Annotated in this window: 13 protein-coding genes, 2 tRNA genes and 2 pseudogenes; 10 read left to right on the top strand and 7 right to left on the bottom strand. The window is 66.4% G+C overall.

Annotated elements, in window-relative coordinates; all coding sequences use genetic code 11:
• The first annotated feature begins 1 nt into the window (after nucleotide 1).
• Nucleotides 2–388 carry a hypothetical protein gene (locus AC5Y4D_RS00705; RefSeq protein WP_499943135.1) on the top strand — a complete coding sequence of 129 codons (387 nt, stop codon included), beginning with the start codon at nucleotides 2–4 and terminating at the stop codon, nucleotides 386–388.
• Here AC5Y4D_RS00705 and AC5Y4D_RS00700 read toward each other — a convergent pair.
• Complete coding sequence (locus tag AC5Y4D_RS00700) at nucleotides 375–1,199, bottom strand: crotonase/enoyl-CoA hydratase family protein (RefSeq protein ID WP_499943136.1); 825 nt, start codon at nucleotides 1,197–1,199, stop codon at nucleotides 375–377. The two genes, AC5Y4D_RS00705 and AC5Y4D_RS00700, sit on opposite strands and share 14 nt — an antisense overlap.
• A gap of 24 nt (nucleotides 1,200–1,223) precedes the next feature.
• On the opposite strand from AC5Y4D_RS00700, the gene AC5Y4D_RS00695 reads away from it, so the two are divergent.
• Nucleotides 1,224–1,823 carry a TIGR03086 family metal-binding protein gene (locus tag AC5Y4D_RS00695; RefSeq protein ID WP_499990914.1) on the top strand — a complete coding sequence of 200 codons (600 nt, stop codon included), beginning with the start codon at nucleotides 1,224–1,226 and terminating at the stop codon, nucleotides 1,821–1,823.
• A gap of 64 nt (nucleotides 1,824–1,887) precedes the next feature.
• On the opposite strand, the gene AC5Y4D_RS00690 is transcribed toward AC5Y4D_RS00695, so the two are convergent.
• Complete coding sequence (locus tag AC5Y4D_RS00690; protein ID WP_499943138.1) at nucleotides 1,888–2,349, bottom strand: DUF4334 domain-containing protein; 462 nt, start codon at nucleotides 2,347–2,349, stop codon at nucleotides 1,888–1,890.
• Nucleotides 2,346–3,416 carry an aromatic amino acid aminotransferase gene (locus tag AC5Y4D_RS00685; RefSeq protein WP_499943139.1) on the bottom strand — a complete coding sequence of 357 codons (1,071 nt, stop codon included), beginning with the start codon at nucleotides 3,414–3,416 and terminating at the stop codon, nucleotides 2,346–2,348. The genes AC5Y4D_RS00690 and AC5Y4D_RS00685 overlap by 4 nt, the downstream gene beginning before the upstream one ends.
• An 82-nt stretch (nucleotides 3,417–3,498) precedes the next feature.
• Between AC5Y4D_RS00685 and AC5Y4D_RS00680 the strand changes: the two genes are divergently transcribed.
• A tRNA-Ser gene (locus tag AC5Y4D_RS00680) sits at nucleotides 3,499–3,590 on the top strand.
• 29 nt (nucleotides 3,591–3,619) lie between these two features.
• Nucleotides 3,620–3,692: transfer RNA gene (locus tag AC5Y4D_RS00675), tRNA-Arg, on the top strand.
• On the opposite strand, the gene AC5Y4D_RS00670 is transcribed toward AC5Y4D_RS00675, so the two are convergent.
• Nucleotides 3,666–4,061 (bottom strand): YchJ family protein, encoded by a 396-nt coding sequence (locus AC5Y4D_RS00670; protein WP_499943140.1) that lies wholly within the window; start codon nucleotides 4,059–4,061, stop codon nucleotides 3,666–3,668. The two genes, AC5Y4D_RS00675 and AC5Y4D_RS00670, sit on opposite strands and share 27 nt — an antisense overlap.
• 77 nt (nucleotides 4,062–4,138) lie before the next feature.
• Between AC5Y4D_RS00670 and AC5Y4D_RS00665 the strand changes: the two are divergent.
• Nucleotides 4,139–5,179, top strand: a pseudogene (locus tag AC5Y4D_RS00665) (phosphatase PAP2 family protein); the annotation flags it as partial.
• Nucleotides 5,180–5,419: 240 nt separating this feature from the next.
• Here AC5Y4D_RS00665 and AC5Y4D_RS00660 read toward each other — a convergent pair.
• The 3 genes and pseudogenes from AC5Y4D_RS00660 to AC5Y4D_RS00650 form a co-directional block, all read right to left on the bottom strand.
• Nucleotides 5,420–6,454 (bottom strand): phosphotransferase family protein, encoded by a 1,035-nt coding sequence (locus AC5Y4D_RS00660; protein WP_499943141.1) that lies wholly within the window; start codon nucleotides 6,452–6,454, stop codon nucleotides 5,420–5,422.
• 32 nt (nucleotides 6,455–6,486) lie between these two features.
• Nucleotides 6,487–6,591, bottom strand: a pseudogene (locus tag AC5Y4D_RS00655) (nuclear transport factor 2 family protein); the annotation flags it as partial.
• Nucleotides 6,592–6,744: 153 nt separating this feature from the next.
• Nucleotides 6,745–7,572: a hypothetical protein gene (locus AC5Y4D_RS00650; RefSeq protein WP_499943142.1), complete on the bottom strand. Its 828-nt coding sequence runs from the start codon at nucleotides 7,570–7,572 to the stop codon at nucleotides 6,745–6,747.
• An 85-nt stretch (nucleotides 7,573–7,657) separates the two neighbouring features.
• Here AC5Y4D_RS00650 and AC5Y4D_RS00645 point away from each other — a divergent pair, with 85 nt between their 5' ends.
• The 5 genes from AC5Y4D_RS00645 to AC5Y4D_RS00625 all read left to right on the top strand — a co-directional run bounded on the left by AC5Y4D_RS00645 (nucleotide 7,658) and on the right by AC5Y4D_RS00625 (nucleotide 10,913).
• The gene (locus AC5Y4D_RS00645; protein ID WP_499943143.1) at nucleotides 7,658–8,071 is read left to right on the top strand and encodes an MmcQ/YjbR family DNA-binding protein; all 414 of its coding nucleotides are present in this window, start codon (nucleotides 7,658–7,660) and stop codon (nucleotides 8,069–8,071) included.
• Nucleotides 8,072–8,151: 80 nt separating this feature from the next.
• Complete coding sequence (locus tag AC5Y4D_RS00640) at nucleotides 8,152–8,415, top strand: hypothetical protein (protein ID WP_499943144.1); 264 nt, start codon at nucleotides 8,152–8,154, stop codon at nucleotides 8,413–8,415.
• 10 nt (nucleotides 8,416–8,425) lie between these two features.
• Nucleotides 8,426–8,581 (top strand): hypothetical protein, encoded by a 156-nt coding sequence (locus AC5Y4D_RS00635; protein WP_499943145.1) that lies wholly within the window; start codon nucleotides 8,426–8,428, stop codon nucleotides 8,579–8,581.
• Nucleotides 8,582–8,752: 171 nt separating this feature from the next.
• Nucleotides 8,753–9,457, top strand: a complete 705-nt coding sequence (locus tag AC5Y4D_RS00630; RefSeq protein WP_499943175.1) for a response regulator transcription factor — start codon at nucleotides 8,753–8,755, stop codon at nucleotides 9,455–9,457.
• Complete coding sequence (locus AC5Y4D_RS00625) at nucleotides 9,435–10,913, top strand: sensor histidine kinase (RefSeq protein WP_499943146.1); 1,479 nt, start codon at nucleotides 9,435–9,437, stop codon at nucleotides 10,911–10,913. Before AC5Y4D_RS00630 ends, AC5Y4D_RS00625 begins: the two co-directional genes overlap by 23 nt.
• Nucleotides 10,914–10,935: the final 22 nt, after the last annotated feature.

The raw sequence follows: 10,935 nt of genomic DNA, 5'->3' as shown, positions 1-10,935 counted from the left end.
CATGCTCACGCGCGCACGCTATGTCGAGGTGATCCTGCTGGTGTTCGGCTTCTACTCCGTTGGCCTGGGACTGTTCATGGCGGTGGCGCCGGGAACCTTCTTCCACACCCTCGGGGCGTTCGGGGTACGCAACACCCACTACATCTTCGACAACGCCTCGTTCGAGTTCCCGCTGGGCTTATTGCTGCTCGGCGCGCTGCGCTGGCCGTCCTGGCGGGTGCCTGCGCTGGCCTTCGCCACCGCGCACTGGGCGCTGCACGCGGTCAGCCACCTGGTGGACACCAAGCATCACGCCGGGGCAGCCGTGGGCTGGCTGGAGTTCGCCGGGTTGGTAATCGCCACCGGTTGGCTCGCTGTTGCCCTGCGCCTGAGTCTTATTCGCCGGTGAACTGCGGCGGGCGCTTGGCGAACGTGGCCGAGATGCCCTCGGTCAGGTCTTTGGACGGCAGGAACGCCGCGTTCCAGGTGGCGACGTAGCGCAGGCTCTCCGATACCGCCGCGATGCGCTGCTGGTCCAGGACGTCCTTGATGCCGTGCACGGTCAGCGGCGGGTTGGCGGCGATCTCGGCGGCGGTGGCGTGCGCGGCGACCAGCGTGGCGTCGGCGTCGGCGTACACGTCGTTGACCAGGCCGATCTTCTCGGCGCGGGCGGCGTCGATGTCTTTGCCGGTCAGCGCGAGCTCGCGCAGGTGCCCGTCGTTGAGGATCAGCGGCAGCCGGGCCAGGCTGCCCACGTCGGCGACGATCGCCAGCTTGACCTCACGCACCGAGAACTTCGCGTCGGCGCTGGCGTAGCGGATGTCCACTGCCGAAATCAGGTCGACGCCGCCGCCGATGCACCAGCCGTGAACCGCGGCGATGGTGGGCGTCCGGCAGTCGGCGACGGCGGTGATCGCGCCCTGCATCCGCTTGATCTCCCGGTGGAACACCGCGCGCGGACCGGCCAGCGCGTCGCCGGACAGCAGCGGCGTGAACGACCCGCCCATCGCCGGCACGTCCAGGCCGTAGCTGAAGTTGCGGCCCGAGCCGGTCAGCACGATCGCCCGCACTTCGGGGTCGGCGTCCAGCGCCGGGAACAGCTCGGGCAACTCCGACCAGAACGCGGGTCCCATCGCGTTGCCTTTGCCCGGGCCGATCAGCGTCACCTGCGCGACCTGGTCTTTGATCTCGACGGTGACGGATTCGTATGTATCGGCCATAGCCGAGACCGTAGCGTGACGGGTATGCCCTCAGACTTGCGACCCGGCCCGGATTCTCCGCCTACCGACGAGCTGGCCAGCGCCGAAGCAACCCTCGCGGTGCTCCAGCAGGTGCTGCACCCGATCAGCCGCGAGGACAGCGCCAAGCAGACGCCGTGCGCGGAGTTCGACGTCAAGCAGCTGACCCGGCACCTGCTCAATTCGATCGTGTCGCTGGGCGGCATGGTCGGGGCGGACATCTCGGTGCCGCAGGACACCGACTCGGTGGAGGCGCTGGTGGTCAGCGCGTCCCGTCCGGCCCTGGACGCCTGGCACAAGCACGGTCTGGACGGCGAGGTGCGGTTGGGCACGAACCCGATGCCGGCCCGGGTCGCGGTCGCGGTGTTCTCGATCGAATTCCTGGTGCACGGTTGGGATTACGCGGTGGCGGTGGGTCACGACGTGCACGCCCCGGACTCGCTGTCGGAGTACGTGCTCGGGCTGGCGCAGCAGATAATCCGCCCGGAACAGCGCGGTGCAGCCGGTTTCGATCAGCCCGTCCCGGTGCCGGCGGATGCGTCGCCGTTGGACCGGCTGGTCGCTTTCACCGGACGCGACCCGGGTTGGTCCGCGCCGAGCGTGTAACTACTGCGAAAAACTTGCCGTTTTTTCGCAGTGGCGGCACGCTCGGCGACGAACGCCGAAGCGGCTAGACCCGTTCCAGGTAGAAGTAGTAGTACCGACCGCCGTCCAGGACGCCTTTGCCGTTCATGATGCCCATCACCGCGTCGTCGTCGATCTTCTTGAAGTGGTCGTGGACGGGAGCGCCGTCGTAGACCATCGTGGCGGTCACCTCGCCGCGGAATTCCTCCAGCCACAGGCTGGCCTCGCCGTTCATCCGCTCGACGTTGGAGTATTTGTTCCCCTCGGCGTCCAGGCAGACCAACGGCTGCACGTCGGTGACCGACTTGAAGGTCTTGCCGAACCAGTTGATCTTGGCCAGGGACCCGACGGCGCGGTGGGCGGTGACGAATTCGCCGCCCTCCCATTCACCGAGCATGCCGTCGACGGTCGCGGGCTCGAGTGTCGCCCAGAAATCGTCGAGTTCGGCGTCCGGGATGACGCCGTCGCGTTCCTTGAATTCGGTGAACTGCTTGCGGGCAACACTCATCGTGCGTCTCCTCCAATCCAGCCGCGGGCGAACCGCAGCAGGGCGTCGTTCTCGGATGGGTCGGCGGTCACCGTGACCCGGACACCGTCGGTGCCGTAGGGGCGGACCACGATCAGCGCGTTGGCGGCCTGCTGTACGAAGTCGCGGGTGCGGGGGCCCAGTGGCAGCCAGACGAAGTTGGCCTGCGACGACGGCAGCGTGAAGCCGGCGTCCCGCAACTCCGCGCTGACCCGTCGACGTTCGGCGACGACGGCGTCGGTGCGGGCCAGCAGTTCGTCGGAGGCGTCCAGCGAGGCGATCGCCGCGGCCTGCGAGACGCTCGTCGCGGTGAACGGCACGTAGACCTGGTCGAGTGCGGTGATCACGTCGGGGTGGCCGATCGCGTAACCCACCCGCAGCCCCGCCAGCCCGTAGGCCTTGGAGAAGGTGCGCAGCACGACGACGTTGTCGTGCGCGCGCACGAGTCCCAGGCTGTCCGGCGCCATGCCGTCGCGGATGTACTCGACATAGGCCTCGTCGATGACGATCAGGATGTCCGACGGCACGGCCTCGACGAACCGGCTCAGCGCGTCCGGGTCGACGACGGTGGACGTCGGATTGTTGGGGTTGCAGACGAAGATCAGCCGGGTGCGCTCGGTGACCGCGGCCCGCATCGCGTCCAGGTCGAAGGTGTGGTCGGTCAGCGGGATCTGGACCGGTATGGCGCCGGCGACCTGGACCTGCGGCGGGTACAGCTCGAAGCTGCGCCACCCGAAGATCACCTCGTCGCCCACCGACGCGGTGATCTGCACCAACTGCTGGCACAGGCTGACCGAACCGCAGCCGACGGCGACGTGCTCGGGTGCGAAGTCGGGACCGATATGACGGGCCAGCGCGGCCTTGAGCTGTACGCATCCGTTGTCCGGGTACCGGTTGATCAGCTCGGTGGCGTTCCCGATGGCGGCGCGGACGCTGGGCAGCGGGCCGAACACCGTTTCGTTGCTGGCCAGTTTGATCGCGCCCGGCACGGTCTTGCCGGGAACGTAAACTGGCAGCCCGGCCAGCGCGGGCCGCAGGCGGGCGGTCACTTCGACAGCATATGACGCGGCTGTGTACGCTATGCCTCCGGCGGCTCCGGGTTCCGGGGTCGGGTACCCTTTGGAAGGCCATGGAGGCGTGCCAGAGCGGCCGAATGGGGCTCACTGCTAATGAGTTGTTCCCCTCAAAGGGAACCGGAGGTTCAAATCCTCTCGCCTCCGCCACGCAACACCCGCTGTACAACTAAAGACCGGCGCCCGTAGCTCAACGGATAGAGCATCTGACTACGGATCAGAAGGTTAGGGGTTCGAATCCCTTCGGGCGCGCTGCATTTCGTCCTCGACGTAAAACCATCGCCCGGCCCGCCGCTCGAACCGGCTGCGTTCGCGCATCTCGTCAACCCGCCCGTCGAACTCGAAGCTGGCAACGAACTCCACTACCTCGTCGCCGACATCGGTCACCCGTAGCCGCGTCCACCTGATCCGGGGATCGATAGCGACGTCCGGAGGCCGCGTCCGCGGATGCCAGGTCCGGAACACATAGTCGGCGTCGCCGCGGGCATATGCCGAGTACCTCGACCGCATCAATTCCTCCGCCGTGCGGGCCTGCCGATCGCCGTGATGCAACGGTCCGCAACACGCCGGATAGCCGGCGCCGCTGCCGCACGGACACTCGGGCCCGAGCAGTTCGGTCATTCGGCCAACTTAGTCGGTTGATAAAGACTGGCTGAATCGATAGCTCTGACCCCTGTACGACACCTAAAATCCGACTGGTGTTCACTGACCACGCGCGACGACCGCAGTTGCGTGCCCGGTCGGCGCCGAGCTGGGTCACGGTCGTCGTCGTGGCGGGTACGGCGCTGCTGGTGGGTCTGCAGATCGTCGCCAGCTGCTGGGGTTTCCAGGGTCCGCTACACAGCCTGATCAGCGACTACATCGCCACCCCGAAGTCGACAACGGTCTCGTGGGTCGGGCTGGCCGTGGGCATCGTGGGTGTGTCCACCCGATGCCGGATCTGGGCGTTGTCGCTAGCCGTGGCGCTCGACGTCGTCTTTGCTGCGGAGCGCTGGCTGCGCGGTGCGGCGTTGACGTTCGGCAACGGACCGATGATCGTGCTGACCGGGCTGGTCTTCGTGGCATGGTGGCGCTGGACGGGCGTCCGGCGCGCGACCGCCCTGCACGGGATCGCCCTCGGCTTCCTGGTGATCATGGCGACCAAGGTCGGCGACACCTGGTTGCGCATCACCGCTGTCGTCCGGCCGACGGTTCTCGACGAATACGCCTTCCTTGCCGATCACGCGCTCGGGCAACCGTCGTGGTTGGTCGGTCGGCTGTTCGAGGCGGGCGGCCCGGTTCTCACCGCCGTGCTGCACTGGGTGTACATCGAGTTGCCTCTCGCCGCCATGGTCGTCGTGGTCTATCAACTGCGCCACGTCAACTCCGCCGGCTGGCCGCGCCACTTCCTGGTGCGGACGTTTCTGATACTCGGCCTGGTCGGACCGTTGATCTATGTGGTGTTTCCGGTGGTCGGCCCGGAGTTCGCCTTCGGCCCCGCCGGCAGCGGCTTCCAGGTCGGCGACTTCTGGCCCCACACCCTGCCGCGGATCCTGTCGCCGCAGGCAATAGCGTTCGACGAGCTGACGGCGCGTAACTGCATGCCGTCGATGCACACCGCCTGGGCGCTGGCCGTGTTCCTGCATTCCCGCGGCGGTCCGCGCTGGCTGCGGTGGGGAGGCGCGTTCTGGCTGGTGGGAACCGTCGTGGCGACGCTTGGTTTCGGCTATCACTACGGCGTGGATCTGATCGCGGGTGCGGTGTTGTGCCTGACGTTGGAGTCGGCCTTGCGCGAGCCGGTGCGAGGCAACAAATGGTCGCGCCCGGCGTTGGTCGGCTCCGGTGTGGCTTTTCTGGCGGTCCTGCTGGCGTGCTGCCGGTTCCTGGCACCGGCGATGGCGCGCCATCCGGCGTTCTCCGGCGCCCTCCTGGTCGCGGCGATGGTGCTCTTCAGCCTCGGTTTCTACGCCGTTTTCCTCGGCGCCGGGAACGCAGTCCTGTCAGGCCCGGGTCTCGATCATGCCGAGGGCACGCTCGAACAGGTGCACCGTGGCGGCGTGCAGCATGTCGCCGACCGCCTTCTCGGCCTTGCCGGCACACGCGCGCGCCAGCGTGCCTTCGATCACGATGCCGAGCTTGAAGCAGGCCAGCACGGTGTACCAGGTGATGTTCGACAGGTCCCGGGTGGTGTTCGCGGCGTAGCGCTGCACGAGGTCGTCGGTGCTGGCCAATCCGTCGGTCCCGCCCAGGGCGTGGCTGAAGACCGCTGACCCGTCGTCCTGCCGCCAGGTCGCCAGCAGCCAACCGAGATCCAGCAGCGGGTCGCCGATGGTGGACATCTCCCAGTCGCAGATAGCCACCACCTCCGGGCCGGTGCGGGAGAACATCACGTTGGCCGCGTGGTAGTCGCCGTGCATGATGCCGGGTTTCCAGCTCGTCGGTCGGTTGCTCTCCAGCCAGCCCGCGATCTCGTCGATGCCCGGGATGTCCGGGCCGGGGTAGCCCTCGTACTCCTGGTAGGACTCCAGCTCCGAAAGCCACCGCGGCACTTGACGTTCCAGGAATCCCTCCGGCTTACCGAAGTCGGCGAGCCCGGCGGCGACGTGGTCGACCGCGCCGAGCTTGGCCAGCGCGTCGGCCATCGACAGACCCATGCCGAACCGCACCGCGGCGTCACCGGCATGCAGCGGCGGCAAACCCTCGCCGGCGTTGAAACCGTCGATGGGTTCCATCAGGTAGAAGACCGCGTCGCCGAGCACGGCGGTGTCGGCGCACGTGGCGATCAAGCGCGGATGTGGCACGTCGGTGCCCGCCAGCCCGGCGAGCACCTTGGTTTCCCGCAGTATCACGCTGTTGGTGCGGGCGCGCAGGTGCTGAGGACCCCGACGCAGCACATAGGACCGGCCCGACCTGGCGAAGCGCAACATCACGTTCTGCGTCCCGCCGGTGATGGGGGCGACGTCTTGCAACGGCCCTTCGCCCAGGCCCTGCTCGGACATCCACCGGGCTACCGCATCCAAATCGACGGCGGTCATTTGGTGCGCGGGGTGTGTCGGGCCGGACCGTCGGCGTCGGGCAGATCGTCGAGACCCTCGACGAACACCGCGCGGATCTCCTGCTTGCCGCGCGCCTGGCCATGATCGGCGAACACTTCCTGCGGCGTACGAGCCATGCTGCTCCTTTGCAACTTGTCGACCGTCTGCCAAAAGCGTAGGGGACCCTTGCCGAACCTCCGCACGCGCCGATCCGGCTTTAGGCGCCGCCGGCCGCCTGCCGATGATCAACGCGGCCTTAAGATGTTGTGTCCGAATGGGTTTCGTGCGCGCTATGTCGAGGACGGGAGTTTTTCCACTGTTTTCTTGATCTCAGCGATCGCATCCACCGGCGTGAGGTCCTGGCCCGCATCGTTCTTCCCGAGCTGCGGCCAGCCGGCACCCTCGGGTCCGCGTAGCTGATCCCAGATCTCGCGCACCTTGGTCAACAGTTCGCGTTGTTCCTCGTCACTGAGCGCCATCAACGGTCCTCCGTTCGTCGCGATGCCGCATGCGGCGGCAAATTGTTGCGGTGTCAGTCCATTCGCGGAGTTCATGTCGCACCTGCCGAATGGTGGCGCACCTTGGGGCAGATTCGGGCTGTACCCCTGGCCGTCGGTGTATTGGTGGGCGACCTGACCGGGCAGATTCGGATTGGACCCGTAACCGGCTGCCACCACCCGCAGACCCGGCGGTCGCACCGGCCACATGTTGAAGAAGTCGTAGGCGTTGGCGTATCCAATAATTCGCGCCGCCGATCCCGCGTATTCGGCCAGATTCCAGTACAACTGGTTGATCCAGCCCGACCCGTCGCCCGGCGGATTGCCGCCTGACTCGACGTCGAGCATCAACGACACCCGCGGATGCAACCCGCCTTGGGCGTCGATCATCGAGCATACGGTGTTGGCGTTGGCCAGCCAGTTCGGCCGGACGTAGGTGTAGACGATGCCGAAAGTCATTAGGCCGCTGTCCAATGCGGTGCGCATCCACGCGTAGTTGCGCGCGAAGTTGTGGTCCCGATAGGTGCCGTCGCAGACGCGAATCGACAGCACCTGATACGGATACGAGTCATCCACCGGCACTTGATATTCCGAGACGTCCGCGAACAGCGTGTCGGGCACGGCGCCGCTAACCTCCTTGGCTGCAAGGGTTGTCGCATCATGCTACCGATCCCGATCACGGGTGCCGGCGACTATCCTGGTCGCTATGGCCGATCGACCGGCGCGGGTTGCTGACGTACACGAATTGGCCGCGTCGATGCCTCATGTCAAGCGCATCGAGGGCCCGAAGGGCAACTCCATTTACCAGGTGGGCGGCAAGTCGTTCGTGTTCTTCCGCACCCCTCAGCCCGACTGCGCCGATCCGCAGACCGGCGCACGCTATGCCGACGTGATCATGCTGTGGGTGGACTCTGAGAGCGACAAGCTCGCGCTGGTACAGGATCCCGGGTCGCCGTTTTTCACCACTCCCCGCTTCGACGGGCATCCGTCGGTGTTGGTTCGGGGCAGTCGGTTGAGTGAAATCGGCGTCGCCGAATTGCGCGAGTTGGTGGCCGACGCGTGGTTGTCGCGCGCATCGAAAAGACGCGCCCAGATCTGGCTCGCCGATCGACTCGGTTAGTGCGCCGCCGGACCCCATTCATGTTTAGACACAGGTCCGACGGGCAACGCTCATCACACGTCAAATTGGTTTCGGGATCAATGGAGGTAACTATGGTGCGCGGTCGCGGAATACTCGGTGCAATTGTGCTGGTGTGGCTGCTCATCGGAGTCCTCGCGACCTGGCAGCGCGGATACTTCAAAGGCGAGGCCACCAGTTGTGCTTCAGCGGGAACCGTTGCGGTAACGGTGATTGCAGGCCCGCTGAATTACATGGGCGTAAATCCAAAAGTGACGAATTGCCATACGCCACGTTTGCCGGAACCCAGTGCGATGCAATCAATCGATCACATCCCTGCTCTGTAAAGGAAATGTCATGATTCTCGTCGGCGCAATCTTGCTCATCTTAGGATTTGTCTTCAGCGTGAAAGTGCTGACGGTCCTCGGAGTCGTCTTGCTGGTCATCGGCGCGGTGATGTGGGCCTTGGGCTCGGTCGGTCGTCCGGTGGCCGGACGGCGTAACTGGTACTGACTTCTTCGTCGATAGAACGGTCGCGTGATCGCAGCAGCGGTCGCGCGACCTTTCTAGTTTCGCCGCGTCGTTTCACAGCTGACACACAGTGACGCCATAGCTTCGCCCTATCGGCCTGAGCGGATACTGGAACGCGTGGCGTCTCCCAGAACCTCCGTCGAGCGGGTCGTCATGTGCCGCACCGACGGTCAACCGGTCACCGTGCTCGTGGTCGACGACGAACCCGTGCTCGCCGAGATGGTCTCGATGGCCCTGCGGTACGAGGGCTGGAATATCGCAACCGCCGGCGATGGTTCGTCGGCCATCGCAACCGCTCGCGCCGAACGACCCGACGTCGTGGTCCTCGACGTGATGCTGCCGGACATGAGCGGCCTGGACGTCCTGCGGAAGTTGCGGCAAGACAATCCGCGCCTTCCGGTGCTGTTGCTCACGGCCAAGGACGCGGTGGAGGACCGCATCGCCGGATTGACCGCCGGCGGAGACGATTACGTCACCAAACCGTTCAGCATCGAAGAGGTGGTGCTGCGGTTGCGTGCCCTCTTGCGACGCACCGGGGTAACCACCGTCGACAGCGGCGCGCAACTCGTCGTCGGGGATCTCGTGCTCGACGAAGACAGCCACGAAGTCTCGCGCGCCGGCGAACCGATTACGTTGACCTCCACCGAGTTCGAGCTGCTGCGGTTCATGATGCGAAACGCCAAGCGGGTGCTGAGCAAGGCGCAGATCCTGGACCGGGTATGGAGTTACGACTTCGGCGGCCGGTCCAACATCGTCGAGCTCTACATCTCCTACCTGCGCAAGAAGATCGACAGTGGTCGCGAACCGATGATCCACACGCTGCGCGGCGCGGGGTATGTCCTCAAGCCGGCGCGCTAGGCCGCCGCGCGAGTGGTCGCTGCGACTGCGGCTGCTGGTGGGTCAGGTCGCCGTGCTGGCCATCGTCTGTGTCGGGATCACGGTGGCCACCGAACTCGCGCTGCGACATCATCTGCTGGCGCAACTCGACAGCCAACTCAGCGGCACCTCGTACCGCTCGTCGCTGATGTACCCCGAGTCGCGCCGCCACGAACCCCGCTATGTCAAGACCGGTCCTGGTCCTAGGTTCCTCGATGCCCCGGGACAACCGGCGGGCATGGTCGCCGCCGTTGTCAGCGACGGCGAAACGGTGGACGCGGGATATCTGACCGGCAGTGGTGCCCGGGACGCCCTGACTCCGACGGCCAAGGCGCAGCTGGAGCAGATCGCCGGTAGCCGTACGCCGGTGACGTTGAATCTCGACGGCCTGGGTCGTTACCGGGTGGTGGCGGCCCCGAGCCGCAATCGGGCCGACGTGATCGTCACCGGCCTGTCCATGTCCAATATCGACGCCACCGAACTTCGGATGCTGGTCATCTTCGGCATTGTCACCGTCGTGGCGCTGGTGGCCGCGACCACCGCCGGCGCGGTGATCATCCGGCGGGCATTGGCGCCGCTGCGGCGGGTGGCACAAACCGCGACCGAAGTCGTCGATCTGCCGCTGGACCGCGGTGAAGTCGAACTTCCGGTGCGGGTGCCCGAATCCGATGCCAACCCCGAAACCGAAGTGGGCCAGCTCGGTTCGGCGCTCAACCGGATGCTCGACCACATCGCCGCAGCGTTGTCGACGCGGCAGGCCAGCGAGACCCGGGTGCGCCAATTCGTCGCCGACGCCAGCCACGAACTGCGCACCCCGCTGGCCGCGATCCGCGGCTACACCGAACTCGCCCAGCGCATGGGTGACGACCACGCAGCCGTGGAGCACGCCATGAGCCGGGTCGCCTCCGAGACCGAGCGGATCACCCGCCTGGTCGAGGACCTGCTGTTGTTGGCCCGGCTCGACTCGGGCCGGCCGCTGGAGCGCGAACCGGTGGATCTGTCGCGTCTGGCGGTCGACGCTGTCAGTGATGCGCACGTCGCCGGACCGGATCACCAGTGGGAACTCGACCTGCCCCCCGAACCGGTGCTGGTGGTGGGTGACGACGCGCGGTTGCACCAGGTGCTGGCCAATCTGCTTGCCAACGCCCGCGTCCACACCAGCGCCGGCACCGTTGTCACCACCCGGTTGAGCACAGAGCCGAATCACGTCCTGCTACAGGTCATCGACGACGGCCCCGGGATCCCGGCGGCACAGCAGACGGAGGTGTTCGAGCGATTCGTGCGCGGCGACAGCTCGCGCTCACGTAAAGCCGGCAGCACCGGGCTGGGCCTGGCGATCGTCTCCGCCGTCGTCCGAGCCCACAACGGCACGATCACGGTGAACAGCTCGCCCGGTCATACCGAGTTCGCGGTGCGGTTGCCCGGCAATGTCTCTTAGCGGCCGGCAACCGCCCGCGCCC

This window comes from Mycobacterium sp. NGS67 (assembly GCF_059812185.1).
Note: the sequence above shows the minus strand (reverse complement) of the source record. Positions and strands in the feature narration are given on the sequence as shown.